The following is a 26,406-nucleotide window of genomic DNA, read 5'->3' as shown; positions in this document are numbered from 1 at the left end:
GCGGAGCATGCCTGTTGGCATGTTCCGCCAGCGTCTCAGCGCCCGAGCAGTTGCGCCAGCCCCGCTTCGATCGTGGTTGCCTGCGGCATTTTGAAACAGTTGAGCAAACGCTGGTTGTCCGCTCGTGAATGCTTTATATCGCCTGGTCGGGCAGCCTGGAAACTCACTTCGGGCAGGCCGCCTAACACGCTGGCCAGTGCAGCCAGAATCTGGTTGAGCGAAGTGGCTTGGTTCAAGCCGACATTGATGGCGCCTTCTTCTACATGGGCGATTTCCAAACCCTGAACCAGTACCTTCACTAGATCCCCGACAAAGAAAAAGTCGCGAGTCTGCTCGCCGTCACCGAATACCGCTATCGGCAGCCTTTTCTGCGCGCGCTCGGCAAAGATGCTGATGACACCCGAGTAGGGTGAAGACGGGTCCTGCCGTGGGCCATAGATGTTAAAGAAGCGGAACACCACGGGCAGCAGCCCATGTGCGCGGCGGTAGAAGTCCAGGTAATGCTCGCTGGCCAGCTTGTCGGCGGCATAAGGCGTCAACGGCGCCTTGGGTGTGCCTTCGGCGATGGATGCTCCTTCGCCATTGTTGCCATAGACCGCTGCGCTGGAAGCGAAGACCACGCGCTGCACGCCGGCAACGCGCATGGCTTCACACACGTTCAGCGTGCCGATGAAGTTACTCTGATGGGTGCGTACCGGGTCGTCCACCGATGCCTGGACCGAAGCGACCGCTGCCAGGTGCGCTACAGCAGCACAGCCCTCCATCGCTCGTGCCACGAGCGCTGCATCGGCGACGTCTCCTTCAATCAGTTGTAGTTTTGGGTGCGACATCGGCAGGTTGGTGCGCTTGCCAGTCGAAAGGTTGTCCAGCACCCGCACCGAGTAGCCTTTGGCAAGCAAGGCATCGGTCAGGTGAGAACCGATAAACCCGGCACCTCCGGTGATCAGGATAAGTGCATCTGGCTTCAAGTGCGTCTGCATACGGGTTCCATGCTAAAGAAAGAGGGGAGTCGCTGAGTGGCGATTGACTCGCATCAGGTTGCCGCGTGTTTAGCTGCCTGGCTGCGGCCTGCCAACCGGCTGTTTCGCAGATAGCGCTGCGCGGGGCGCTCGAACCATCGGTGGCAAGCCAGGCTCAACGGCACCAGCACGCTGAAGAACAGCAGCATCAGCCATCCTTGATAGAAGATCTCCCTGGTGTAGCCCAGTCGGTCGAACATCAGGGCAAAGACGATCTGCAACGGAAAATGCAGCAGATAGGAGGCATAGCTGATATCACCTACCCAAGCGGTACCGCGTAACAGCCCCGGCCAGTACAGCCCTGCTGCTGCCAACATGGCCAAGGTGGCAGGGAAACACACGCACATGATCAGGTAGGTGTTGACCGCGTCCAAGGCATACAGCTGCACCAGCCAGGCAACCAGCGCAACGCAGCTACAGCACAGCAGCGCGTTGCCGGTGCCAACCCAACGCCTCAGTTGCCAGAGCAAGCCCTGGGTGATGCCACCTATATAGAAGCACAGCAAGCCGCTGCCAATTTTATAACTGCCTGGGTAGAGCATCAGACCCAGGCCAAAGGCGGCAGTAGCCAGCAGCCAGCGCCACCGGCCAGTAAGGCAGATGGCAAAAAACGAGAAGTACAGCAGCACTTCAATCGATACCGACCAGATCGGTGCATTGAACGACCAGCCCTTTTCGAAGCCCCACGCTGGGGCGAGCAGGAGATTGAGCGCGGCATGGTAGCCATCGTTCAGGGGGTAGACGAAAAAGCTGGAATGATTGCTGGTGTAAGCGAGCTGCAGCGCGGCGACCGCGCCAAGCGTCAGCAGATGCAACGGGTAAAGGCGACTGAAACGGTCGACGGCAAAGCTGCGCCAGGTGACTTTGCCTGTGGCAATGCCCTGCGAGAACAGCCAGAAGAACACGAACCCAGATATGGAGAAAAACAGCTGAACCGCCAGGCCGCCGTACTGGTACAGCGCAGGCAGCGAGGCGAAGAACGGCTGGCGTGTGCCATCGAACCCCGATGGGCTGTCTCCAACGTAGAAGAAATGTTGCCAATGCCAGAAGACGACGCTGAGCGCGGCGACACCGCGCAGGGTGTCCAGGGTATAAAGCCGTTCGGCTGGAGCGGCAGGAGCAGTCATTCACGCATCACAGGCAGGAAAAACGAAATGCTGTCATCGCTACCAAGGCCTGTCAATGAGAGCCCCCGGCCAGGGGCGCAGTTTGGCATGAACTGCGGGAATCGAGGTTGGGTGGCCAATCACTGCCCATACGTGCTGTTGATTGGAACTGTCAGAGTCAGCGGGCGGCTCACGCCTTCAATGGCCGGTCAATGCTTGATGCTTAGTTCGGCATCATTAGCAGCGTCCTGGGCATTGCGCAGTGATAGTGTGAGGCCTGGATCGGTTGTCTAGAGGGTGGTTTGTGGATAAAGACTAGTTTCTGCGAAGCTTGAAATTTAGATGCCCTCGGAATTTTGCTTTGGTTGAGAGTTGAACTCGTAGTGCGGCAATTGAAATTGTGGTTCAGTGGAAAAGGTAAAAGCGGGCTGGCAGAAGTTTGGTGGTGCTGATAGCCCGCTGGCTTTGATCTGAATTTTAGCTAAGATATATTTTTTTGAATTGCCGAATTACATTGTCAACGGCTTCTGGTTTCACGTGAATACCATCGTCAAGGAATGTCTTGGCGCGCTCGGAATTCATAATAATTTCGTAGCTAGGGAAGTAATCAACCTGGCTGTACTTGTCGGCGAGTGTTGAGGCTACAACACGAAGTGTAGCTTTTGAAAGCTGGTTAGCGGATACGATATCTTTGCTTGAAAATGTTGCGCTCAATGGTACTGGCGAGACAGTAAGTATAATTTTGCATTTGGGCGCAACTTCACCAACCAGATTGACGGCTTGTTCGATAAGGTTTAGTGAGGTCGAATAGTCTAATAGTTCGAATTCAAAATCATTAATTGATCTTCTTAGAGTGACATGTGAAGGGGTGCGGTTTATATAGCTAGCTGATGGTATGTGATACCAGGATTCGTTGTATCCAAGCGTGAGGATAAGTGCATCCGCCTCAGGAAGCCTCTGATACATGCTGACGAGACTGTCTCTGATATTTTTGACTGTATCAAGATCCATCGGCTTCAAGCCGGAAGTCAGTAGGTCAATTGATTTATCGCTGGTGCCTACAATAGCATTGTACGGAGTCTGCGTAGTGGCAAGTCTAACCGCTTCTAAAATAGAGCCGGGTGTATAAACGTTTTGGAATCCTGAGCGTGCTTCACCACCGATTTCAAAAAAATCGCCTGGTAGTTTTTCAACTGTGCTGAGGACCTCTATTCCTGCTGTTCTCAAAGAGTTTTCAACGTTTCGAGCGAAGCATGAGCCGATTGTGAAATACTTGCCGCTGACCGGTAGCTTGAATTTTGGAGTATGAGGTACAGTCGGGTAATCGCTTCGAGAAACGGTCCATTGCTGCATTAACCGATTTAGGTTTTTCTTGGCGGTTTCAAAGGCATCTTGCCCACTGAATTTCATGGCTGGCGTCCTGAGGTGGCTTGGAATGCTTAAAAGGAATCTTCAGAGCGTGAGCGCAGTCAGTCCTGCGCCCGGCTCAGGAGAAAATCATTCAAATAGGTCGCATTTTTTGATTGAAACACCTACAGTATCTTTGGCAGACAATGAAGGCGCGAACTCGATTGGCCAGTCGATTCCAATGTCTGGATCGTCCCAAGCAATGCATCGTTCGCTAGCAGGTGAGTAAAAATCAGTAGTTTTGTAGAGAAACTCGGCAGTTTCGCTCAACGTGACAAAGCCGTGTGCGAACCCTGGCGGAATCCACAACTGGTTTTTGTTGTCTGCCGACAGTATCGCTCCGACCCATTTACCAAAAGTAGGTGAGGAACGGCGAATGTCTACTGCAACGTCGAATACCTCGCCTTGTACCACGCGCACCAGCTTGCCTTGGGCATGTGGTGGCAACTGGTAATGCAGACCTCGCAGTACGCCTTTCACCGAACGAGAGTGGTTATCCTGAACAAAGTGGCATTGCTGACCGGTGACTTCATTGAAGACGTTTGCGTTGAAGCTTTCGTAGAAAAAGCCACGCTCATCTCCGAACACCTTGGGGGTGAATAGGAATACATCGGGGATTGCCAAAGGAGTCGCGTGCATCAGAATGCCTTTTCTTTAAGCAGGTTTTTCAGGTACTGACCGTAACCATTCTTGAGCAACGGTTGCGCCAGGCGTTCAAGCTGTTCCGCGTCGATCCAGCCCGCGCGGAAACAAATCTCTTCAGGACAGGCGACCTTTAGACCCTGGCGACGCTCCATGGTAGCGATGTATTGGCTGGCATCCAGTAGGCTGTCGTGTGTGCCGGTATCGAGCCAGGCGTAGCCTCGGCCCATGATCTCCACTCGCAGTTGTGCCCGCTGCAAGTACAAGTTGTTGAGGTCGGTAATTTCCAGTTCACCGCGGGCGGAAGGTTTCAGGCTGCGCGCCAAGTCCACGACCTGATTATCATAGAAGTACAGCCCGGTGACCGCGTAATTGGATTTAGGTATCTTGGGTTTCTCTTCCAGCGAGAGTACGCGCCCAGATGTATCGAACTCAGCTACGCCATAGCGCTCAGGATCTTGAACGTGATAGGCGAAAACAGATGCGCCGGACTCTACCCGCCCTGCATTGAGTAATAGCGATTGAAAGTCATGGCCGTAGAAGATGTTGTCGCCCAATACCAGCGCTGACGGATCACTGCCGATGAAGTTGGCGCCAATGGTGAAGGCCTGAGCCAATCCGTCGGGGCTGGGTTGTACGGCATAGGAAAGGTTTAGGCCCCATTGGCTACCGTTCCCCAGAAGTTGTTCGAAGCGCGGGGTGTCTTGCGGTGTGGAAATAACCAGAATATCGCGAATGCCCGCTAGCAGGAGGGTGCTGAGCGGGTAGTAGATCATCGGCTTGTCATACACTGGTAGCAGCTGCTTCGAAACCGACAGTGTGGCTGGATGCAGGCGTGTACCCGAACCACCAGCCAAAATAATTCCTTTACGAGCCATGAGTGTCCTTATTACTGGATTTCGTCCAGCATGCGTTGTACGCCTTGCTGCCAAGGCGGCATCTTGAGGTTGAAGGTCTTTTCGATCTTACCCAACGCCAGACGAGAATTGCGTGGGCGTGGCGCGGGGAGCGGATAGGCCTCGGTGCTGATTGCCCCGACCTGCTCGGCGGTCACCTTCAGTGGAATGCCTTTACGGCTGGCATCCGACAATACGAACTGGGCAAAGCCGTGCCAAGTCGTTTCGCCGGCCGCCGCCAGGTGATAAGTGCCTGCGAGCTGACTATCCCCATGCTGGTCATCAAGTTTGCGTAGTATAAGCGCAGTCACATCGGCGATCAGTTCCGCGCCGGTAGGTGCGCCGTACTGGTCCGCAACCACGTTGAGGACATCTCGTTCGGCAGCCAGGTGCAGCATGGTCTTGGCAAAATTATGGCCGCGTGCTGCATAGACCCAGCTGGTGCGCAGTACCACGGCGCGGGCTCCGCTCGTGGTTATGGCGATTTCCCCCTCCAGCTTACTACGCCCGTAGGCCGAAAGCGGTCGCGTAAATGCATCTTCTTGCCAGCGGTCCTCGCCACTACCGTCAAATACGTAGTCGGTGGAGTAATGGATCAACCATGCATTAAGTAATGCTGCTTCGCGAGCCAGCACACCGGGAGCCTCTGCGTTGATCAAAGTCGCTAATGCCTGTTCGCTTTCTGCCTTGTCGACCGCCGTATACGCTGCGGCGTTGACGATGACATCGGGTGCGAGCTGGCGGACAGTGGTCGCCAGGCCTTGCAAGTCGGTAAGGTCGCCGCAGAGGCCATTTCTGCCGTTGCGATCCAGGGCGATTACTTGACCTAGTGGAGCCAATGCGCGTTGTAGCTCCCAGCCGACCTGACCGTTCTTTCCTAAAAGCAGGATTTTCACGCTTTTTCGCCTCCATACTGCTGCGTTACCCAGTCACGGTAGCTGCCGTTGATGACGTCTTTTACCCAATCCTGATTGGCCAGGTACCAAGCCACAGTTTTGCGGATACCGGTGTCGAAGGTTTCGGCTGGTTTCCAACCCAGTTCGCGTTCGATCTTACGAGCGTCGATTGCATAGCGGCGGTCATGGCCAGGGCGGTCAGTCACGTAAGTGACCAGTTCTGCGTAATGCTCCACCTTTTTGCCTGTCTGCTGATGTATCACCTGTCGCGAGGCGGGAGGAGCCAGTTCGTCGAGCAGGCTACAAACCGTGTTTACGATATCGATGTTGGCTTTCTCGTTCCAACCACCGATATTGTAGGTTTCGCCGCACGTACCAGCCTCCAATACGCGGCGGATGCCAGAGCAGTGGTCTTCAACGTACAGCCAGTCACGGATTTGCTGCCCGTCGCCATATACTGGTAAGGCTTTGCCAGCCAACGCGTTGACAATCATCAATGGGATGAGCTTTTCCGGGAAGTGGAAGGGCCCATAGTTATTCGAGCAATTGGTTGTCAGCACCGGCATGCCGTAAGTATGGAAGTAAGAACGCACGAGGTGGTCGCTGGCAGCCTTGCTGGCAGAATAAGGGCTGTTGGGGGCGTACGGTGTTGTTTCAGTAAAGGCAGGATCGTTGGGTTCGAGTGTGCCATATACCTCGTCGGTGGAGACGTGCAGAAAGCGGAAGGCATTCTTTTTGGCTCCCTCGAGGCTGTTCCAGTACGTACGTGCCGCTTCGAGCAAGCGGAAGGTACCTACCACGTTGGTTTCCACGAAGGCTTCAGGGCCGGTTATAGAACGGTCTACATGCGATTCGGCGGCAAAATGAACGACGGCGCGGGGTTGGTGCTCGGCGAAAAGTTTGGCCAACAACTGCGAATCGCAAATGCTGCCGTGGACGAACCGGTGTTGAGTGTTGCCTACCAGTGATTGTAGATTGGCCAAGTTGCCGGCGTAGGTCAGCGCGTCGAGGTTAAGTACTGGCTCATCACCATTGTTGCACCATTGTAAAACGAAGTTCGAACCGATGAAGCCAGCTCCGCCTGTTACTAGGATCATTTTTTATCTCGTGAAAGTAGTGGGTTGGCCTGCGCTAGCGGCTGGACGTAGAGAGTATCCGAATTGGGACCCTGACTAAATCTCTGTCTAACGTTAGAAGGCAATTAGATTTTAAATTGAATTTAGTGTAGTAAAGGTAAGCGCGACCACTGGCAGTTCCAAAATTTTCGTCTGAAGATTGACTGTCGATGATGGATGGGTAAGCACCTGCGACTTGAGCAGAGTTGCAGTTACTCGCTCCCTCCAATGTCATGATCGCAACAGGATCGCTCCAGTCCTTTAAATTACTGGACCAGGCAAAGCTAAAGGTAACGTCTGATCGTGGTGAAAGACCTTTGGCTCGATGTGTGACCTCGAAAGTGGCGATGTAGCCTTGACTGGGTGCATGCCATATCAGACTGCGAATTTTATACGGGAGATTTGCCAAGGGCACACACCCGGCTCCGGCATGCCGGGACTGGGGCCCGTTGTAGAGTGGTTGCTCAAATGTATTACCATTCCAAGCGCGCCATGATTTTGAGTCGGCAAGATTGTCTGTTCTTGCTAAACAATTACCGCCTGGCTGGCTTTTGAAAGCGGCTGCATAAAATAAAGAGTAATAATACTGATCGATTTTTACGATGTTGGAGGTTGTTAGGAAGCCGGCACCTCCCTTCTGGTCGGATGAGTACTTTTCTACAGAGTTAGCAATAACATGGTTCGGTGGAGAGGCCATCGAAAAGCTCTGCCCTCCATCTGAGGAATGTGCTAGAACTATTGCGCTCATCCAGCAGTCGTGGTTTGATGCTTTTTTTCGCGTGCAGTTTCCAAACCACTTTCCATGATAATCGGAACTGGCAAGACTGTAGATATTTTTGCCAGAGTCAGCGCTGTAGAAAGTTTGCAGCCAGATCCGTGCACCATAGTTTTCAGGGTTGGGGTCGGGGGCTGCTGCGAACTGTGTGTGGCACGCAGGTTTCACGTCATCTAACATGAGACCTTTGAGCGGTACGTTTCTGAAGTGTGTCGCATAAAGATTGACCAAACCATCGCTAGATCGAAATGCTCTTGCGGCGGAATCCGGTATATTTTCGTCAAAGCAACGATCCTTGCTCCACTTGAAAACTATCTCTGGAGTTTTTGACTGAACTTCAATCTTAATTGGCGATGAAGCACATAGGCCCGCGAGAGGTAGGAGTAAAACCGCCAATATCAGCGCTTTTAGCACTTTAAACATCGCTCAGCCTCCTCTGACTTCGGATGTTGGACTTCAAGTGTCCATTGTGAAGATGAGGTGGCGGATACTCCCTTGAAGGCAAGATGGCCGCCGTTCCTGCTGACTGCTAAGAGTAAATCAGAGCAAAATATTGCCTTGGCGCAGAGGCAAGCCATTGTTTTCGAAGAATTTTCGATACTCTTCGGCGATGGCTGCCCTGTTCTGATCAAAGGCTATCCCATCAAACTCGGTCAGATGAGGAAGATCTTGTAGAGTGATACCTTCTTTCACGTCATTTGCCATCACGTAAGGGATTTTGCATTTTTCGCATAGCTCTCGAATTCGCGAGTCGTGAGCAATGCAAAGTCCTGGTACCCCAGCCTGTATGGCAAGCATGACACCATGAATACGAGCCCCAACAATGAAGTCAAAACGTCTCAGATATTCCATCCAGGCTGGAATATTATAGAACGATATAAAGTATTTGCGAATCCATTGAATGAACTGGTCGTCAGACAGGTTTAGCTTCAGGTAGTTCTTCGTTTTGGTAATGTATTCGGGGCTTACCAAGTCGAAGTCGTTACGCGAGAGAGCCACAGCTTCATCTGTCGCTTGTACAATGTACATGCCATTGGTGTCTTCCATCATGCGCACCAATGATGCTTCCAATGCGCTCAATGCATTCCAGTTGGGATGCCCTGCGGCTATTGCGACCTTGCTGATCTTTGCTTTATAGCGTTGCTGTAGTTTAACGCCATGATCGGCAGATTTATTGATGAATAACGACGGGCAACCCAGTGACACTGCTTTGTCACCGAAGCCATAATGCTCCAGTACTCGCAAGGTGTAATCGCCACGTACGGTAATGTTCGGATGGTTTGATGGCGCGTGGGCAACCAAGGCATCCAGCCAGGCCAACGTGCCTTCTGGAAGCTCGGGGATATCATTGTGGCCGACGCCACCCTGAGCGCCAAGGCCAATGGCCAGGAACTTGGCATTGAACTGCTTGAAGGCATTTGCCATTCCCCCCATATTCATGTGGGGGCCAAGCTGGTTGGCGCATGGCATGATGCCAATTTCGCCAAGGGAATTCACGAATTCGGGACTGGAACTCCAAGACGCCGTTCTTGGAACGCTGCCAATAAGACGATTAATGGCGTAATGGAAGGCCAGATTGCCAGTATTGTGGCCTACCAGATTATACAGCTCTTTTGTAGGGATACTGTGAGATGCCGGCACCGATTCGTTCAGGCCAAAAGTAAAAATGCTTGGCATGCTGGTCTCCGTTGTCATATTGCACAGTGGGAAAATGCCTTGATTTCCACTGAGTTACATCCAGATTTGAGCGAAACGACTTGAGTCGTTTCGCTTCACCTGCGGGCGCTTATGCCGTTGACAATGCGCTAACAGGGATTCTCCGGCTCGTAAGGTTGCTCTGCGTTACGATTTCAAGGTGCTGGACAGCGCACTCAGTGTAACTGATCGGTCTTTCAATGCCTTCCTGCAAATGCTCCCACAATCCCTCCGAGGTCGCAGCTTCTATCAACGTGTCGGCCAGATCAATCGGATTGCGTGCCTCGAAGTGTAAACCATTCACTCCGTGGGTGACCTTTTCAGCCATGCCGCCGATGTTTGCACAGATGACAGGTCGCCCATGAATGAACGCTTCCTGGATGACCATTGGTGAGTTTTCCCACCAGATTGAAGGGACGAGTACCCAGTCAACTTTCGCCAGCCTGCCCTTGAGCTGTGACGCCTGATAAGGACCGGCCCAGCGGACACAGCCCTCTTTTATCAATGGATCCATCAGAGCCTTGATTTTTTGCTGAAATTCATGCGACTGATGTTCCAGATTGGCACCATGGAATTCGACGACCAGATGCTTTCTCTGCTTCGGCGTGAGTCTGGAAATCGCTTCCAGCAGTAGGTCTGCGCCTTTGAACTCATTGATCTGTCCAAAAAAGCCGAAGCGATTGCGCTGTGAGGTCGTTGACCTGGCTGGCAGCGGTTCAGCTTCCTCTTGTCCATTCTCGATGACGCTGATTTTCTGAGGATCAATACCCCATGCGATGTAGCGCTGACGCAGGAACTCAGAAGGAGAAACAAAATGGTCCACGAATTCGAAGTGTTCCTTGATGAACATTTCGCGTAACCAAAACTGCTCACGGCTAAACGTTGGCAAGCAGCGATGGCAATCATCGATCGAGGATTCATAGCAAAGCTTTTTGCTACCGGCTTTGACCATTTGGCCTTGCTGATGACAGATGGCCATGTATTCGTGGAGCGTAACGATCAGTTGAGCGTCAGGAAGCTCCTGCTTGATGATCCGGAAGTACTCAAGTCCCAGGTGGAAATAGTGGTGGGCAAAGATCTTGGTCGGCTTCAAGGCCGCGATCATTGCGCGGAAGCTGTGCCATACTGCATGAGCGTTGGCGGCCTTGATCAGGAAAGAGTTGCCTAAGGACTGTTCCCAAAGGTATTCATCCTCTCGGCGCAGGCTGAAGCTGCCGGTTGGGCCGTTGCCACGGTCAACTCTGCCAATAAACCAAGCGTTCTCCACATTCGGCTGTGCTTTGAAGGCTTTGAACAAGTTATAGGCGGCAATTTCTCCCCCGCCCAAGTTGAAGTCGGGGTGGCCGTGCGCCAACACTAAAATGCGTTCTTTGGTCATGGTGTCTACTCCGACGCGAACCTGTTCATGATCTGCTCAATTTGCTTGCCCCATTTTTTGGTGTGGCGCCAGGCATTGAACCTGACTACCAGCGTCCTGTAGGAGACATCGCCAAGCAAGGTGAAGGATTGCCGCTCCAAGTGTGTCAGTACTACAGATGGCAAATAACCGATTTTCAAACCTTCGGAATGAACTTTAAGGCACAGGTCCGAATCTTCGAAATCGCCGATGAGATAACCTTCATCCAGGCCTTCGATCTTCTCGTAGGTGTTTCGTTTGATTGCCACACATGCGCCAGTGATGGCAGGCTTTTCAGTAAGGACTGTCGCGGGATCGAGGGACGGATCAAGACCGGCCAGCGGGTGCTTGTTGAGCCACACACTCCAGCTTTGGGAGTAAACAAACTGCATGCCGCAATGCTGAATACTGCCATCGGGGAACAATAGTTTCGCGCCTATCATCCCGAAGTCAGGATTGTCATCGAGGCTCTGGGAGAGCTGTTCTGTCCAGCCGGTATGACGTGGAAAAACATCGCTGTTCAGCAGGATCAGTGTATTACCGTGCGAGTGCTTTACGCCAAGGTTGTTAGCGCCAGAGAACCCTCTGTTGCGGTGTCCCCATACAATGGAGAAGGGGACTTGATAGAGCTTGAAAAGCGATTCTGCTTCGTTGACGAATGCATTGATAAGAGATGGATCATCAATGACGTAAACAATTTCAACATCTTTCTTGAAGGCAGGGTCCTTGGCGAATGCACTCAGTTGATGTTCAACGAAGTCCCAGCGGCCATACAAAGGTATGATAACGCTAGTTTTAATTTCGTTGCGCACCAGACTACCGAAATGCCAGGTTGTAGCTGGCCGCTCGGTTCTTTGATTTTCGAGATTTCGCTCGAAAATCATAGAGTTAATCACGTCTCCCTCCCATTGGTTGAGGCGCGTGTTGAAATCTTGAGCAGGCGTCACCAGCGAAAACGAAAATTTTGCGAAGTTGACAGGATCATCGGCGACGGTTTTCCAGGGACTCAGGGCAATGAGCTTGAATCTTCCAGCTTCCTCTTCGACGATCCCAATCTGATCCCCCAACTCTTGAGGGAACGGCCAGTCTGTTACGAATCCGCCATAGATGATTTGTGATGAGAACTCATCACTGAAGATTTTCGCTATGTCTTCACGGTGAAAACGCAGACAAGTAGAAAGGTCTTTCTTATTACCTTTGCTATCAACTAGCCAGAGGGTAACGCCAGGTTTGGCGATGCTCCATCCTGCCAGTCCGCCTACCTTGCCGGGAATGGCTCCGCACAGGTCAATGTGCGCTTGGGCCTGTGTCGAATCTTCCAACTCCAGTTCGGATATATCGCAAGAGTCGCCAAGGGTTTTCTTGAAGGGGAGTTTGTAGATATAGAGTTTCCCTTCGGAATTGAACGTCAGGTAGATTTCTTCACTTACCGGGTTTGGAAGTTCTGCGCTAACGCGGTAACCAGAAGCCTTCAGGCTTGAGCCACTTCCCAATGTTGCTTCTACGTCAGATCGCACAACGCTGCTGACTTCACATGGGATCGCTTGGCTTGATGTCGCGAGGCAGAATTGCAGCCCAGACTGCGTAGACCAAAGACTTAGATTGACATGGCCCTTGGATTTCTCGATTTCATCCAGCTTAATGATGAATCTGTTCGAGGCATCGTTTGACTCCAATGTTACTGGCTGCGACTGGATGTCACGTAGCACGACGGGCGCGCTGCTAGCGGATTTCGTTTTATTGGGCTCAGGTGCCACGGTTTTGGTATTCACTGGTTGTTCCCTACGGTGAATATTTATGCTGTTTCGGCGGACGCTGGGTAGGCGTAGCCAGTGGGATAGTTAACTTGCCAGCGCCACGTGTCGCGAATCATGTCTTGTAGTTTGCGTGTCGCTACCCAATTCAATTCACGCTTTGCCTTACCTGGGTCCGCCCAGCTTTCCGCTACGTCGCCTTCGCGCCGGGGTACGATGGTATAAGGAATAGGCTGCCCTGTGACATGCTCAAACGATTTAATGATTTCTATCACGCTGTATCCGCTGCCGGTCCCAAGATTCCAGACATGCAGACCTTTGTGTTCGCAGATGAAATCTAGGGCTTTCAGGTGGCCGTCTACCAGATCGACCACATGAATGTAGTCCCTAATTCCCGTGCCATCTGGTGTCGGATGATCGTTGCCGAAGACCTTCAGCTCTTGAAGGTTTCCAATTGCCACTTGGCTTATATAGGGCAGCAAATTGTTCGGAATGCCTTGCGGATGCTCGCCCAGCAACCCGCTCTCATGAGCGCCAATCGGGTTGAAGTAGCGCAGCAATGCGATGTTCCAGCGCGCGTCGGATGCACGGAAGTCCCTTAGCATGTCCTCAATGATCAGCTTGGTTCGGCCATAAGGGTTAGTTGGCCGGCCAAGTTCTACCTGCTCACTGATTGGCATGTTCGAGGGGTTGCCGTACACGGTTGCGGAGGAACTGAATACAATATTGAAGATGCTATTTTTCTCCATGGCCTTGAGCAGCGTGAGCGTACCTGCTACGTTGTTTTCATAGTATTTTCCAGGTTCTTTGACGCTTTCGCCTACTGCCTTCAGCCCTGCGAAATGGAACACCGAGTCAATGGAAAACTGTCTAAAAAGACTGTCCAACAGTTCGCGATCGCCAATTTCGCCTCGCACGAACTCAGGCCGTTTACCACAAATTTTTTCGACATGCTGTAATGCGTTAGCCAGGCTGTTGCTAAGGTTGTCGAGCACTACAACATCATAGCCGTTTTCCAGCAAAGCCAGCACCGCGTGGGAGCCAATGTAACCGGTGCCTCCGGTTACCAAGATGGTTTTCTTCATACATTATTCCTTTAACTGAAGCCTTTGACTTCTGGCGAAGTCATCTGTGTCCTTGAAGTGGGCAGTAGATCTGGCTAGGCGGGCTTGGCCAGTGCTGGAGGGAGGGAGTGCCAAGCCTCCATAGGGGCCGCTCAGATAATCTGAGCTCAACGCTGAGTGATAGCAATTATCTCGGTAGCCCCGAGTAAACCATCGTTCGACAAATCCTGTCTGCTCCCGCTCTGCGCGAGCTCGTCTTTCCGGTGACTGATCTTTACCGCGGCTGGCTGATTCTGCGTGGATCAACTGGGCGAACGCACTCCAGACCAGATGCATCCCTCGCTGCTGGATCCGCAAACACAAGTCCACATCATTGAAAGCTACGGGAAAGGCGTGCTCATCCAAGCCGTTCACGTCATCGAATACCGATTTACGTAGCAAAATACATGCAGCGGTAACGGCACTCTGCCGGCGGGTTATCTGGTTCATCCCCAAATAGCCGGCGTCACGCTGTTCCAGATTGTTGCCCGCATGTGCGGCCAAGCCATTGATTCCCACCACTACGCCACCGTGTTGCACCATGCGATTCGGCCATAGTAACTTCGCACCCACTGCGCCAACGTCTGGACGATACAGCTGAGCAACCATCTCTTTAAGCCAGTCCCCTTCGATAATCTCGATATCGTTGTTCACCAGCCCAATCAACTCACCCGTAGCAAAACTCACTGCTCGGTTGTTAATCGTCGAATAGTTGAACGGGTAGGGGTGCTCCAAAACAGTCACGCCCCGTGCCTTGATGTCCTCAAAGTAGGCCAAGGTATCGGGATCGCTCGACTGGTTGTCGACAACGATGATTTCCATATCCGGATAATCGGTATCGTTCAGCAACCCTTCGATGCACGCATGCAGCAACTTGTACTGATCCCGCGTCGGCACAATCAGGCTCACCCGCGGTAGTTGCTCTGGCAGCGGCCAATGGGCACGCAGCAGTGCCGGGTAATCCGGCACGCGGCTCACCTTCGTGCCAGCCGCCAGCGACTGACACAACCATTCGACTGCACTCAGTCGTTGCGGCGAAGGCTCGGCCTGCTCCGGGCTGGCCGGCGCATGGCTGGCGCGGTGATAAAGCACTCGCGGCAAGTGCACGACGCTGGCGTCACTGTTCTGGGTGGCCAGTGCGATCGCGACTGTCAGCTCGTACCAACCGATGTTCGCGGGTTCGGCCCGCGTTGCCAGCAGCGCGAGTGCCTGCTCGACAATGCCTACACCGAAGATGGCGCCCGGCGTGAAGATATCCGCCCCAATGAACAGATCGATATCCCACACCGGCTTCAGCCACGGCAGGCTGCGTTCACCTTCCGGGCCATCGCGGTCACAGTCGGCAAATGCCCAGGCACTGCCGTCATCCAGCAGCGCACTGAGGTGAGGCAAGGCCAACGGTGCTAAACGGTCACCGGCCATCATCGGCAAAATGCGGTCACACCCGGCCGCCAGCAATCGCTGCAACGCGTCATGCAGGTCAGCCGGTGTCGCAGTGGCGGTCTGATGCAGGTGCGCACGGTCCTCACCCAGGCTCGCCAGGCTGGCTTGTTCCAGTGCGCCATTACCTTCGCTGATCAGCAGCAGGCCGAGCTTGGCGTTCAGGGGCGGGCGCTCCAGGCCTTCAAGGCGCTGGAACGCCTCGAACCATTGCGGGTAGTGCTGCCAGCCGGCGCTTTTGGGCAGCAGCAGGCTTTGTTCCTTGGCCACTTCAGTCAGCAGCGCCACGGTTGCCGCGTCATGGGCGGGGTCGAGTTTGCGCAGTAGCCCTTCGATACCTTCCGGCCTACAGCATACGCGGATCGGGCTGCCGGCCAGCGGTTGGCCTAGGTCGTTGATGATATCCAGTATGTGGACCTTGCCATCGGCCAACTCCCACGGCAGGTCAATGGCAAAGCCATGGTCGCTGGTGTCGCGGTAGGCGAGGGCCTGGTTGTGCACATTGCAGGTGGCAGTGCAGATAACCCGGTCGCCTTCGCGCACGGTCACTTCGACGTGGCGGCGCGGTGCTTGCGGGTCCCACGACCAGCCGCCCACGCGCAGGCCGCCGGTGTGCCACACTTGCGAGGCGATGGCTGCGGTGTCCTGGGTGGGGGCGGCTGGCAGCACGATATCGCCGTCCAGGGCAAAGGCTTGGTTGGCGATACGGGCGGTGATCACCCGGGCTTCTGCCAGCCAGTTCTGGCGCAGTTGCACGGTGAAACCGTGGTACTGGTCACCGGCTGGTGCCTGGGGTTCGTATTGGTCCGCTCGGGCCAGGGCGACGGCGGCGCCATCGATGAATACTTCCACCACCGGGCGTTGTTCGGGCTGCGCGGTGTCCATGGCCCAGCCCTGTAACACGTCGCCATGCAGGCCCAGAATGGCGCCTTTGAACGCCTGCAGGGCAATGTGGGGCTGGCCCGCCTGGGGCTTTTCCAGCAAATCTTGGGTCATCAGGCTTGGCCTACTGAATAGGGGAGGGCGGCCAGCGCGTGGGCGCCGGCTTCGGTGGCGAGCGGCCCGGGGCTGGCGAACAGGGCGACGCCGAGTTCGTCGGCAAGACGCGGTGCTTGCCAGCTTGCGCCGGGGGCGTCATCCAGGCTGAGCACAGCATCGCAGCCGGCGGCGCGGGCGCGTTCGGCCAGGCTGAAGCCGTGCAGTGCCGGCAGCCGGTGCACGGCGTTGGTCGCCTGCAGCGCTTTGAGCCAGGGCGTGTCGTCTTTTGCCAGCAATACCAACGGCAGTTGCTCGCGGATGATCTGCCTGGCCAGTGCCAGCCAGCGTTGGGCGATGGCGGGGCTGCTCAGGGCATCGCCTATCAAAAGTACCTGTGGGGAGCCGGTTGTCGTGGCCTGGCGCCGGGTCGCCGTGGGCAGGGCCCAGTTGGCAGCGTCTTGGGCGCCTCGCAGGGCTTGCCATGGCAGTTGCACGCTCGCAGCTTCGCGGGCGAAGCGCTGCCAGTCGTAGTCGTCGGCCGGTGCCAGCAGGCGGTCATCGCGGCAGGTGATGCGGTAGGGCAGGCCGAGGATGGCGGGCACATCACACAGCGCCAGCGGGCAGCGCGCCAGGTGTTCGAATGCCAGTATGTCCACGGGCAACAGGCGCAATGCGTCGAGCAGTGCGTCGAGCTCGCCCGGCAGGTCGAAATCCAGGCGCAGCGGCAGGGGTTGCAGGGGCGCGTCCAGGGTCACCCAGGTGCGATGGCTGTCATAGTGCCAAGCCAGGCTGAATCCGGCGTCCGGGTATGAGCCGTCGTGCAGGTGCAGGGTTTTGTCTACCCCCGTGGGCCAGCAGGCACCGCGCGCGTTGGCTGGCAGGCTCGCCAGCCTGGCCAGGCGGGCACGCTGCAGGGCGTCGCGGGCCGGCTTGATCGGGTCGCGCAGGGTGAAGGTGTTGTAGCGGGCCGAGGCGTCCGGGTAGCGTTTGCGCAGGATGGCGTTGTTGTGTGCCACGCGCAGGGTTTTTTCGGCGCCGAACGAGATACCGCCCTGGTGGGCGACGAACACGTTCGGCGCGCCCATGTGTCGCCAGCCGAGGCCGCGGGCGCGCAGGCACCAGTCGGTTTCTTCGCCGTAGCCGCGGGCCAGGTGCGCTTCGTCCAGGTAGCCCACTTCGTCCAGCGCGGCGCGCTTGATGTACAGGCAGAAACCGCAACCGGTTTCGATCTCCATCGGTGAGCTGCCTGCCTGGCGGGCCAGTTCATCCAGTTCGGCCTGCGCCTTGGCGCTGGGCATGGCGTGGCTCACCTGGCTCTGGGGGAAGCTCATCAGCTCGCCGTTGTTGGTGAATGGCGTCACCGAGGCGATGCGGGCATCGCTGTAGGCCATCTGACGCAGGCGGTCGAGCCAGTCGCCGTGCACCCGGGTATCGGCGTTCAGCCACACCACGTCCTTGTTCGGGCTAAGGGCCATGGCGCGGTTCATGCTGCGGATGAAACCGAGGTTCACCGTGTTGTGCACCAAGGTGATCCTGCCCTTGGCGGCCAGCACCTTGAGGGCTTTGGCCAGGGCGGGTACGGGCGTCTTGTCTTCGATCACCACCAGCCGGTGCGGGGTGCGGTTGCGCTTGCGCGCCTCAAGTGCGCTGTTGATGCACTCCAGGGTTTCGTCGAGGCCGTTGTACACGGGGATCAGCACGTCCACCGGCTGCTGTTCGCCGCCGCCGTTGACGCTGGCAGGCGGCACGAACACCGGCATGGCATACACCGGGCTGCCGAGCAGGGGGGTACCGTTGGCAAATTGCAGGTGCACCGCCGGGGTCGGGTTCGGCACGCTCAAGCGCAGGCCGCCATGGGTGCCTGGCAGCCCAGCGCTGCTGAGCAGTGGGTGCACAGCGCTGGCCTGGGTGGTGAAGGTGACCCCGTTGGCCTCGCCCTGTAGCGTCGCAGGGGCTTGCAGGTTGGCCAGGTCGATGGCCCAACCCTGGATTTCCCGTTGCTCCGGCAGGTAGCGCACAACGCCCACCGTGCGGGGGGCATCGGCCAGGCCGGCCAGCAGCTTGAGCACCGACGCCAGTTCCTTGCCGGTGTGGATCTCGGGCAAGTGGGCAAGGATCATCCGAAGCAGTTCGGCCGGCGTTTCCGAGTGGCTGCGGGCCTCCCAGAGCGTCAGGCGCAGGGCCAGGTCGTTGGGTTGGGTTTTCCACGCGGTGGTCAGGTAGCGCGTGGCCAGTTCGAAGTGATTTTGCGCCAGCAGGCTGCGCCCGATCAGGGCGTGGATATCGGCCCGGTCAGGGAGTGCCTGGGCGGCATTTGCAAAGAATAAAAACGCCAGCTCAGGCGCCTGCGGCAGTGCCGCGATGCCTTTCCACACCAGTGCCTCCGGCCGGTACTCGGCGGTGTGCAAGGCGCGCTCGAGTGCGGCAGCCGCAAGGTCAGGCTCGTTGGCCTGGCGATGGCGGTGGAACATGTCCATGAGCGTTTCTCGCCCATGGTCGAGGAGTCTGGACATAAGCTTGGCTTGACTACAAAAAATAAAAAGAGGGGCGACCCGAAAGTCGCCCCCTTTTGCATACTCCCGGCCTTGCGGCCGGGCGTACGCTCGCTACAGCAGGGCTAGTTACACTTGGCCGTGCAGTACAACGACGTTGTCGATGTTTGCAACAGCTTCGTTGGAACCAACGATGCCCAGGGCCACGTCAGCGTGCGAAGCACCCGCTTCGATCTGAGCGGTCCAGTACTCCTTCTCACCGGCTTCCGAAGCGCGGCCCAGTGCGGAGTTGTACAGCGACTCGACGAAGTCGTTGTTGGCTTTGGCGCCAGCTTCGTCCGAGGTGACGATGTCTTTGGCAACATCGGCACGGCTTGCACCGTTGAACAGCGAGTTGACCCAGAAGTCCAGGTCTTCTTGGTCGGCGGCGCGGCCCAGTACGTTGGTGTACAGGTCACGGATGAAGTCGCCGTTCGAAGCGTCCAGAGCCTGAGCTTCGCTGGAAACAGCGATGGCAGCGGCTACGTCAGCCAGCGAACCGCCTTCGGCCAGCAGGTTGGTCCAGGTGCTTGCACCTTCGTCGTCAGCGGCACGGCCCAGCAGAGCCTGATACAGCTCGTTGACATCGGTAGCGTTGTTGGCGCCGGTGAATTCGCTCGAGTTCAGGAACTCGTTGGCGATGTCGTTCAGCGAAGTGCCAGCGTTGACTTGGCCCACGAAGGCCTTGGCGCCATCCAGGTCAGCGTCACGGTTCAGCACGCCTTGGTACAGACGCAGCGCAGCAGCTTCATCAGCGCTGTGGGCCAGGGCTACGGTCTCGACTTCTTCGCCGTTGACGAAGGTCAGGAACTCGGCGTTCGAGATCGAGGCGGTCTGGTTGCCGGTCAGGGTGACGTTGAAGTTGGCGTGGGTAGCGAACGCGTAGTCATCACGCGAGCCGTCCAGCTGAACGACGTCGTAGCCAGCGCCAGTGTCGACGATGTCAGTGTGGTCTGCACCGCTCAGGACGACAGTGTCGTTGCCCGAACCGGTTTTGACGTTGTTGTTGCCAGCGCCAGCGATAACGGTGTTGTTGCCGTTACCGGTAACGATGGTGTCGTTGCCGTCGCCACCGTCGATGTAGGTGTTCTGGTCGCCGTTTACGGTGATCACGTCGTTGCCGTTGCCAGTGGTGACAACCAGGCCGATTTCGGCGTTGGCGTCAGCGCTTACTGCAACGTCGGCAGCCAGGGCAGCGAATGCGGCAGGAGCAACATCGCCCGACTGACCTTGCAGGGTAACGTTCAGGCTGGCGTCGCTTTCCAGGATGTAAGCGCGGGCGCCGGCTGCTTCAGCTGCGGACAGGTCAAGGGTAACCAGGTCGGTGGCAACACCAGCGATTTCGCCGGTAACCACGTCTACTGCGCCGCCTGCTGGCAGCTCCAGGTTAACGCCGTCGAAGCTGGCGACGTTGACGGTTGCGCCTTCCGCGTCCAGGCCCAGCAGGGAGCTGATGGCCTCGACAGTGCTGTCGGACAGGGTGGTAGCTGCCAGGAAGGTCTGGAACTCGGTGGACGAGACTGGGCTATCGTATTGCATGATGTATTCCTGTTACTTCAAGCCGGTTGGCTTGCTGCACTGATTTTCTGCGGTTGCGCAGAGTGTTCCCACGGAGACTTAGAGCGGGCAGCGTTCATCTTCGTAACGGGAGTAACGGCGATATGCAGCGCCACCAACGGCTCGGTGCCGGTGGGGCCATGCATCATCTGATTGGTGACCAGGCGCTGGGGCTCGGCGTTGCCGAACACGATGTGGCCTGTGAGTTCGTAATGCTTGCGCAGCGGGCCAACGAGGCTGAAGCCTGCGCAGATCAGGGGCAGGCCCTCGCCACGCACACCGACGAAAGTGCCGGTGGACACGTTGCGGCTGGGGCCGGAGCCGGCGACCATGCAGGTATACAGCAGGTCGACGCCAGCTGGCTTGTTTGGCCAGTTGATGGCGAAGCTTTCGATGAATTCGTCGCTGTCTGGCGCGCCGACCCAGCCTTCGCTCGAAACCACTTCACCCGTACGTTGCAGGTGCGCGATGAGCTCGAAGGGGGTAGGGGCAGGCTGGTTCTTGATGGCGGGTGCAGGTTCGGCGCCGGCCACCACGGCGTAGGTACGCATGATCGCAGGCGAGGTGTCGATGCGGTCGATACGCAGGTCGACCGGCTCGATCACGTCGTCGAACATGTGGTATTCGGTGATCAGTACGGTGGTCACCCCGGCTTTGACGCGGGCGACGATGGTGTCACCGAGCTTGGTCAGCATGTTCTTGCTGACGCCTTCGGCGGGGAAGAAGTCGATGGAACCTTTGCCCAGTGGCGCCTGTTGCAGGGCGATGCACACCGGTTTGTCGGCAGGCGGCTGCGAAGCATAACGGAAGATATACATCCCCGGCTCCAGCAGCGTCACGCGAGAGCTGATTTTTAGACCGTCGAGAGGCTGCGAGGGCATAGTCATGGCGTTGTTAAGCTCCTTTTAAACCAAACACCGGTAGCTCACTTGCTCAAACCCGTGCGTACTAAAACCAACCCGTAAAGGTTTCCCTACGAGGGGGCGAAGATGCAGTGATGTGAAAATCTTGTCAACCGACATGGGTAAAATAAATTTCATCAAAATTTTGAACTAAATCCTCGTTTTGGGGGTAACGGGGCAAGCCTGCGGTGCGCGAACAGGTAATCCTGAACGCTTGTTCCATGTGATTTAAATCAGAAAAATCAATGAGTTACGGCGATTTAATCGCATTTCGTCAGTTTTTTGTCGTTCTTTTAAGGGTGTGGCGAGCTGTCGCAGGTCGCCTTGCCGTTTGTCGATTTCATGAACGGGGGTGGTGGCGTTGTGATGCGCAAGTAACGGTTCGTCGCAGTTAATGACTTTTTATTGACGCAGATCAGTATTTTTTCATAAACAATGCGTTTCGTCGGTCGTGCAAGCAGCGGTTCTGCCAATCGGGCACGCTGCCGGCTCCCCTCGAGTGGTACACTGCCGACCGCTTCGTCTTACTACGTGTATGGATACCAATGAGTTCACTATCCGAAAATAATCTGCAATCCGCCCTCAAAGCCTGTAAAAGCAGCTTCCTTTCGGTCGGTTTCTTCAGCTTCTTCGTCAATGCGCTGATGTTGGTGCCCACCTTCTTCATGATTCAGGTGTCGGGCCGCGTCGTACCTTCCAGCAGCACGTCCACGCTGCTCATGCTGACGCTGATCCTGACAGTGCTGGTGGTCACCATGGGTGCGTTGGAGTGGGTGCGAGCACGCATCATGGTACGTATCAGCAACCGCCTGGATGTGATGCTCAGTCGCGACGTATACAGGGCAAGCTTCAAGCGGGCTCTCAACAGCGGAGGGGCCGACGCCACGCCGCAGTCGCTCAATGACTTGACATCACTGCGCCAGTTCTTCACCGGCTCGGGTCTGTTTGCTTTCTTCGACGCCCCCTGGTTCCCGATCTACACCATCGTCATGTTCCTTTTCCATCCATGGTTCGGCTGGATGACGCTGGCTTGCGGCGCGGTGCTGACGATTCTGGCGGTAGTGAACCATCGCGTCACCGGCCAGGCTCTGGCCACCGCGAACAAAGAAAACGTCGCGTCCAACGTGGTGACCACCAAGACCTTGCGCAATGCCGAAGTCATCGAATCGATGGGGATGCTGGAAACTCTGATGAACCGCTGGGCCAAGCGTCAGCGCAACATCATGATGTTGCAGTCCCAGGCCAGTGATAAGGGCGGTATCGTCAGTTCGATTTCCAAGACATTCCGTACGTGGTCGCAGTCGATCATGTTGGCCATCGGCGCCTATCTGGTCGTTACCCATGAAATCAACCCAGGCCTGCTGATGGCGGGTTCCCTGCTGTTGGGTCGGGCGCTGTCGCCTATCGATCAGATGATCGGCAGCTGGAAGGGCTTCGTGGCCGCGAAGGTGCAGTACGACCGCCTGAACAAAGTGATGGACGATCTGAAAAACGAGCCAGAGCGCATGCCACTGCCGGCACCCGAAGGTCACATTCAGGTCGAGAACCTGATCGTCGCACCGCCTGGCGCCAAGGCGCCGGTCATCCGTAGCATCAGCTTCGTCGCCCCGGCCGGTTCCATCGTTGGCATAGTGGGCCCGAGCGCGGCCGGTAAATCCACGCTGGTGCGCGCCTTGTTGGGCATCTGGCCGCCCCAGCACGGTGTGGTGCGCATCGACGGTGCCGACATCGCCAGCTGGGACAAGCAAGCCCTTGGCCCCTATGTTGGCTACCTGCCACAGGACATCGAGCTGTTCGAAGGCAGCATCAGCGAAAACATTGCCCGCTTCGACAAGGTCGACCCGGAAAAAGTGGTGCAGGCGGCGCAATTGGCTGGCGTACACGAGATGATCCTGATGCTCCCTGATGGATACGACACCATCATCGGCAGCGACGGTATCAATCTTTCCGGTGGCCAGCGCCAGCGCATCGGCCTGGCCCGTGCGGTCTATGGCAACCCCCGGCTGGTCGTGCTCGACGAGCCGAACTCCAACCTGGATGATGTGGGTGAGCGCGCCTTGGGCGTTGCACTCAAAAAGCTCAAGGAAGGCGGGGCCACGGTATTCATCGTGTCACACCGGCCGAACATCCTCTCCCGCCTGGATCGCATTCTGGTCATGGCCGGGGGCACCATTTCGATGTATGGGGAGCGCGACCGTGTCATCGCCGAACTGGCCGCGCAGCAAGCCAAGAACCAGTCGCGCGTCGCCATGCCGGCGGCCGAGCAAAACCCTGCGGCTACTGCCGCTGCGCCCGTGAGTACCGCCGGCACTGGCGCGTGAAAGGATTTCTTTGATGAGCAGTAAAGCGATCACCACGTTCGAACATAATTTCGACGATATGCCCATTTCCGATCGAGGCATCCGTCGCATCGGCTTGACCATCGTCTTCGTCACCTTCGGCATTTTCGGTACCTGGGCGGCGGTTGCACCGCTGAGCAACGCGGTGCATGGCTCAGGTGTGGTCACCGTGCAGAACTACCGCAAGACCGTGCAGCACCTCGAGGGGGGCATCGTCAAAGAGCTGTACGCCCGCGATGGCGACCTGGTCAAGAAGGGGGACCCGCTGATCGTGCTGGACGAAAGCCAGCTGAGCTCTGAGTACGAGTCCACTCGCAACCAACTGATCGTCGCCCGCTATAAGGAAGCGCGCCTGCGTGCTGAGCGCGATGGCTTGCAGGCGATCCCGTCTGTGGCCATGGAGGGTACCGATTCTGATCGTGCCACCGAGGCGCTGGTCGGTGAGCAGCAGGTGTTCAAGGCGCGTCGTGACTCGCTGCTGGGCGAGATTTCGGTCAACCGCGAACGCATCGAGCAGATGAAGCAGCAGATCGTCGGCCTGAACGACATGATCCGTACCAAGCGCGGCCTGGAGAAGTCCTACAGCGGTGAAATCAAGCAGCTCAGGGAGCTGCTGGCCGAAGGCTTCGTTGACAACCAGCGCCTGCTCGAGCAGGAGCGCAAGCTGGACATGCTCAAGACTGAAATCGCCGACCACGAGTCGAGCATTACCAAGACCAAGCTACAAATCGGCGAAACCGACCTGCAGATCGTTCAGTTGAAGAAAAAGTTCGACTCTGACGTGGCCAATGAGCTTTCTGATGTGCAGGCCCAGGTTTTCGACCTGCAAGAGAAGGAAGCAGCGCTGCGCGATCGCTTGTCCCGCGTTGTGATCCGTGCGCCTGAAAGCGGCATGGTGCTGGATATGAAAGTTCATACCATCGGCGGCGTTGTCAGCCCCGCCACGCCGTTGCTGGATATCGTCCCTGCTTCGTCCGAGCTGGTGATCGAAGCCAAGGTCGCGACCAAGGACATCGATCGCCTGGAGTTGGGCAAGACAGCGGACATCCGCTTCAGCGCCTTCAATCAGGCGACCACGCCGGTCATCGAAGGCACCCTTACGCGCATTTCGGCAGACAGCCTCACCGAAGAGCGCACCGGCGACCCGTACTACCTGGTACGCGTCAAGGTCACCGAAGACGGTATGAAAAAGCTCGGCAGTCGCAAGCTCCAACCTGGCATGCCGGCTGACGTCCTCATCAACGCAGGCGACCGCACCATGCTGCAGTACCTGCTGAAGCCGGCGCGCAACATGTTTGCCGAATCGCTGATCGAGGAGTGATTGTGTTGCGTTTGCTACCCGGTGTACTGATGTGCGTGGCCGCCTGGCAGGCGGTGGCTGTTGAAAACCCAGGTCCGAAGGGCGTTTCGGCGTCGACCTACACGTTGGACCTTGCTGGCCTCTACCGCGAGGCCCGCCTGGAAGATCCCCGCGTGCTCATCGCTTATGCCCGAGCGCGAACAGCGGCCGAGCAGCAGCGTGAAGCCCTCGGGCAGTTGCTGCCTCAGGTGTCGGCCAACGCCAACTCCAGCCGCGTGTTGCGCAAGAATGAGCTGACGCGCGACATCTACAATAACGAAAGTTACTCGCTCAGCCTCACCCAGTACTTGTACAACAAGCCGGCCTGGGAGCGATACCAGAAGTCCAAGAGCGTCAAGGCGCAAAAGGGCCAGCAGGCAGAAGATACTTTGGCCGAGGCCACTGTCGACTTGGCGAAGCGCTACTTCGTGGCGCTGGCTGCTGACGACGAACTGGCGCTGGTGCAGGCTGAGCGCCGAGCCACCCAGAAGAACCTGGACCGGGTGAGCATGATGTTCGACCGGCAGATGGCCAAGATCACCGACAAGCTTGACATGCAGGCGCGGGTCGATTCGCTGGCGGCGCAGGAGGTGGATGCCCGCAATCAGGTGCAGGTCAGCCGTGAGGCGCTGGCCGAGATCGTCGGCCGGCCGATCAACGAGCCACTCAGCCGGGTTCGCAATGACGTGGCCCTGGAGGCACCGACGCGGCCGTTGCAGAGCTGGATTACCCAGGCCGTGGAAACCAACCCATTGCTCAAGTCGTACCAAAGCGGCGCCGACGCGGCCAATGCGGCTGTGCGCGAGGGCAAGGGCGAGCATTATCCGCAGCTTGCTCTGAGCCTTAGCGCCCAGCAAAGCGACCAGGGTTACGACAACACCCAGGCACCGCGCAGTGACAGTTATGTGGCTTCGCTGGGGTTGAAGATCCCGATCTACAGCGGTGGCTCCACCTCGGCGCGGGTGCGTGGCTTGTACGATGAGCAGTTGGCGGCGGAAGAGCAGCTCGAAGGCATTCGCCGGCAGGTGGTGAAAGAAACCACCACGGCGTACCTCACCGCCAAATCCAGCGTCGAAAAAATCCGCGCCAACCGCAATGCCCTGTCGTCGGCGCAGAAGTCGAGCCTGGCGGCGCAGAAGGCCTTTACCTTCGGTGTGGTCAACGCGGTAGATGTGCTAACGGCGGTGCAGAACGAGTTCAAGGCCCGGCGTGACCTGTTGAAGTCGCAGTATGACTTCATCACCAATTTGTTCCTGCTCAATCGCTGGGCGGGGGAGTTGAACCAGGACAGCGTCGACCATGTCAATGTTTGGCTTAGCCCGGTGCCTGAGACCAGCTTGCCGGGAGGTGATGTGGCATTGCTGGATGCTGGGCGATGATGGGCGAGGTGGGGTTGGCGACGCTTTTGTCACGCACCTTCCTCTGGGCACTTTCAGAAATTTCCCACACGTTAATTACCGGCAACGTCTTCCTACTTGACGCTCAGCGGCTTTTTCCAAGTCGAGTACGCCGCCCA

Annotated in this window: 19 protein-coding genes; 3 read left to right on the top strand and 16 right to left on the bottom strand. The window is 56.7% G+C overall.

Annotated features, from left to right (window positions below; genetic code table 11):
* Positions 1–35: 35 nt before the first annotated feature.
* The 16 genes from ACQKPS_RS14060 to ACQKPS_RS13985 form a co-directional block, all read right to left on the bottom strand.
* A complete protein-coding gene (locus tag ACQKPS_RS14060) occupies positions 36–980 on the bottom strand; it encodes an NAD-dependent epimerase/dehydratase family protein (RefSeq protein ID WP_254480999.1) in 945 nt (314 codons plus the stop codon).
* Between the two features lie 53 nt (positions 981–1,033).
* Positions 1,034–2,146: an acyltransferase family protein gene (locus tag ACQKPS_RS14055; protein ID WP_427604505.1), complete on the bottom strand. Its 1,113-nt coding sequence runs from the start codon at positions 2,144–2,146 to the stop codon at positions 1,034–1,036.
* Positions 2,147–2,602: 456 nt separating this feature from the next.
* A complete protein-coding gene (locus ACQKPS_RS14050; protein ID WP_427604503.1) occupies positions 2,603–3,535 on the bottom strand; it encodes a GSCFA domain-containing protein in 933 nt (310 codons plus the stop codon).
* An 87-nt stretch (positions 3,536–3,622) separates the two neighbouring features.
* Positions 3,623–4,171: a dTDP-4-dehydrorhamnose 3,5-epimerase gene (rfbC, locus tag ACQKPS_RS14045; protein WP_283724464.1), complete on the bottom strand. Its 549-nt coding sequence runs from the start codon at positions 4,169–4,171 to the stop codon at positions 3,623–3,625.
* The gene (gene rfbA, locus ACQKPS_RS14040; RefSeq protein ID WP_283724463.1) at positions 4,171–5,052 is read right to left on the bottom strand and encodes a glucose-1-phosphate thymidylyltransferase RfbA; all 882 of its coding nucleotides are present in this window, start codon (positions 5,050–5,052) and stop codon (positions 4,171–4,173) included. Before rfbA ends, rfbC begins: the two co-directional genes overlap by 1 nt.
* Positions 5,053–5,063: 11 nt before the next feature.
* Positions 5,064–5,966: a dTDP-4-dehydrorhamnose reductase gene (gene rfbD, locus ACQKPS_RS14035; protein ID WP_283724462.1), complete on the bottom strand. Its 903-nt coding sequence runs from the start codon at positions 5,964–5,966 to the stop codon at positions 5,064–5,066.
* Positions 5,963–7,063, bottom strand: coding sequence for a dTDP-glucose 4,6-dehydratase (gene rfbB / locus ACQKPS_RS14030; RefSeq protein ID WP_283724461.1), 1,101 nt, complete (start codon positions 7,061–7,063; stop codon positions 5,963–5,965). Before rfbB ends, rfbD begins: the two co-directional genes overlap by 4 nt.
* A 34-nt stretch (positions 7,064–7,097) precedes the next feature.
* The gene (locus ACQKPS_RS14025; RefSeq protein ID WP_427604500.1) at positions 7,098–8,279 is read right to left on the bottom strand and encodes a hypothetical protein; all 1,182 of its coding nucleotides are present in this window, start codon (positions 8,277–8,279) and stop codon (positions 7,098–7,100) included.
* 117 nt (positions 8,280–8,396) lie between these two features.
* Positions 8,397–9,533, bottom strand: a complete 1,137-nt coding sequence (locus tag ACQKPS_RS14020; RefSeq protein ID WP_427604498.1) for a polysaccharide pyruvyl transferase family protein — start codon at positions 9,531–9,533, stop codon at positions 8,397–8,399.
* A gap of 109 nt (positions 9,534–9,642) precedes the next feature.
* Positions 9,643–10,929: a glycosyltransferase family 4 protein gene (locus tag ACQKPS_RS14015; protein ID WP_283724458.1), complete on the bottom strand. Its 1,287-nt coding sequence runs from the start codon at positions 10,927–10,929 to the stop codon at positions 9,643–9,645.
* Positions 10,930–10,934: 5 nt separating this feature from the next.
* Positions 10,935–12,719 (bottom strand): glycosyltransferase family 2 protein, encoded by a 1,785-nt coding sequence (locus ACQKPS_RS14010; protein ID WP_427604496.1) that lies wholly within the window; start codon positions 12,717–12,719, stop codon positions 10,935–10,937.
* Between the two features lie 23 nt (positions 12,720–12,742).
* Positions 12,743–13,786: a UDP-glucose 4-epimerase GalE gene (galE, locus tag ACQKPS_RS14005; RefSeq protein ID WP_283724456.1), complete on the bottom strand. Its 1,044-nt coding sequence runs from the start codon at positions 13,784–13,786 to the stop codon at positions 12,743–12,745.
* A gap of 3 nt (positions 13,787–13,789) precedes the next feature.
* Complete coding sequence (locus tag ACQKPS_RS14000) at positions 13,790–16,240, bottom strand: glycosyltransferase family 2 protein (RefSeq protein ID WP_427604494.1); 2,451 nt, start codon at positions 16,238–16,240, stop codon at positions 13,790–13,792.
* Positions 16,240–18,699 (bottom strand): glycosyltransferase family 2 protein, encoded by a 2,460-nt coding sequence (locus ACQKPS_RS13995; RefSeq protein WP_427604634.1) that lies wholly within the window; start codon positions 18,697–18,699, stop codon positions 16,240–16,242. The genes ACQKPS_RS14000 and ACQKPS_RS13995 overlap by 1 nt, the downstream gene beginning before the upstream one ends.
* 144 nt (positions 18,700–18,843) lie before the next feature.
* Positions 18,844–20,292: a DUF4214 domain-containing protein gene (locus ACQKPS_RS13990; protein ID WP_427604492.1), complete on the bottom strand. Its 1,449-nt coding sequence runs from the start codon at positions 20,290–20,292 to the stop codon at positions 18,844–18,846.
* Between the two features lie 17 nt (positions 20,293–20,309).
* Complete coding sequence (locus tag ACQKPS_RS13985) at positions 20,310–21,191, bottom strand: hypothetical protein (RefSeq protein ID WP_427604632.1); 882 nt, start codon at positions 21,189–21,191, stop codon at positions 20,310–20,312.
* Between the two features lie 566 nt (positions 21,192–21,757).
* Between ACQKPS_RS13985 and ACQKPS_RS13980 the strand changes: the two genes are divergently transcribed.
* From ACQKPS_RS13980 to ACQKPS_RS13970, 3 genes are read left to right on the top strand one after another with little or no spacing between them, the layout of a single operon-like run.
* Positions 21,758–23,533, top strand: a complete 1,776-nt coding sequence (locus ACQKPS_RS13980; RefSeq protein WP_254480987.1) for a type I secretion system permease/ATPase — start codon at positions 21,758–21,760, stop codon at positions 23,531–23,533.
* 13 nt (positions 23,534–23,546) lie between these two features.
* Positions 23,547–24,872: an HlyD family type I secretion periplasmic adaptor subunit gene (locus ACQKPS_RS13975; RefSeq protein ID WP_283724454.1), complete on the top strand. Its 1,326-nt coding sequence runs from the start codon at positions 23,547–23,549 to the stop codon at positions 24,870–24,872.
* Complete coding sequence (locus ACQKPS_RS13970) at positions 24,869–26,269, top strand: TolC family outer membrane protein (RefSeq protein ID WP_254480985.1); 1,401 nt, start codon at positions 24,869–24,871, stop codon at positions 26,267–26,269. The genes ACQKPS_RS13975 and ACQKPS_RS13970 overlap by 4 nt, the downstream gene beginning before the upstream one ends.
* The last annotated feature ends 137 nt before the right edge of the window (positions 26,270–26,406 follow it).

The sequence above is a fragment of the Pseudomonas sp. NPDC086566 genome, from assembly GCF_050280885.1.
Taxonomy (GTDB): domain Bacteria; phylum Pseudomonadota; class Gammaproteobacteria; order Pseudomonadales; family Pseudomonadaceae; genus Aquipseudomonas; species Aquipseudomonas vlassakiae.
This window is presented reverse-complemented; position numbering and strand designations above follow the sequence as displayed.

What these genes read in the sequence shown, in the direction of transcription:
- rfbB (WP_283724461.1), bottom strand. Translation starts at nt 7,063, where the DNA reads ATGATCCTAGTAACAGGCGGAGCTGGCTTCATCGGTTCGAACTTCGTT.
- ACQKPS_RS14025 (WP_427604500.1), bottom strand. Translation starts at nt 8,279, where the DNA reads ATGTTTAAAGTGCTAAAAGCGCTGATATTGGCGGTTTTACTCCTACCT.
- ACQKPS_RS13975 (WP_283724454.1), top strand. Translation starts at nt 23,547, where the DNA reads ATGAGCAGTAAAGCGATCACCACGTTCGAACATAATTTCGACGATATG.
- ACQKPS_RS14050 (WP_427604503.1), bottom strand. Translation starts at nt 3,535, where the DNA reads ATGAAATTCAGTGGGCAAGATGCCTTTGAAACCGCCAAGAAAAACCTA.
- rfbA (WP_283724463.1), bottom strand. Translation starts at nt 5,052, where the DNA reads ATGGCTCGTAAAGGAATTATTTTGGCTGGTGGTTCGGGTACACGCCTG.
- ACQKPS_RS13980 (WP_254480987.1), top strand. Translation starts at nt 21,758, where the DNA reads ATGAGTTCACTATCCGAAAATAATCTGCAATCCGCCCTCAAAGCCTGT.
- ACQKPS_RS14020 (WP_427604498.1), bottom strand. Translation starts at nt 9,533, where the DNA reads ATGCCAAGCATTTTTACTTTTGGCCTGAACGAATCGGTGCCGGCATCT.
- galE (WP_283724456.1), bottom strand. Translation starts at nt 13,786, where the DNA reads ATGAAGAAAACCATCTTGGTAACCGGAGGCACCGGTTACATTGGCTCC.
- ACQKPS_RS14055 (WP_427604505.1), bottom strand. Translation starts at nt 2,146, where the DNA reads ATGACTGCTCCTGCCGCTCCAGCCGAACGGCTTTATACCCTGGACACC.
- ACQKPS_RS13990 (WP_427604492.1), bottom strand. Translation starts at nt 20,292, where the DNA reads ATGCAATACGATAGCCCAGTCTCGTCCACCGAGTTCCAGACCTTCCTG.
- rfbC (WP_283724464.1), bottom strand. Translation starts at nt 4,171, where the DNA reads ATGCACGCGACTCCTTTGGCAATCCCCGATGTATTCCTATTCACCCCC.
- ACQKPS_RS13985 (WP_427604632.1), bottom strand. Translation starts at nt 21,191, where the DNA reads ATGCCCTCGCAGCCTCTCGACGGTCTAAAAATCAGCTCTCGCGTGACG.
- ACQKPS_RS14000 (WP_427604494.1), bottom strand. Translation starts at nt 16,240, where the DNA reads ATGACCCAAGATTTGCTGGAAAAGCCCCAGGCGGGCCAGCCCCACATT.
- ACQKPS_RS14060 (WP_254480999.1), bottom strand. Translation starts at nt 980, where the DNA reads ATGCAGACGCACTTGAAGCCAGATGCACTTATCCTGATCACCGGAGGT.
- ACQKPS_RS13995 (WP_427604634.1), bottom strand. Translation starts at nt 18,699, where the DNA reads ATGGACATGTTCCACCGCCATCGCCAGGCCAACGAGCCTGACCTTGCG.
- ACQKPS_RS14015 (WP_283724458.1), bottom strand. Translation starts at nt 10,929, where the DNA reads ATGACCAAAGAACGCATTTTAGTGTTGGCGCACGGCCACCCCGACTTC.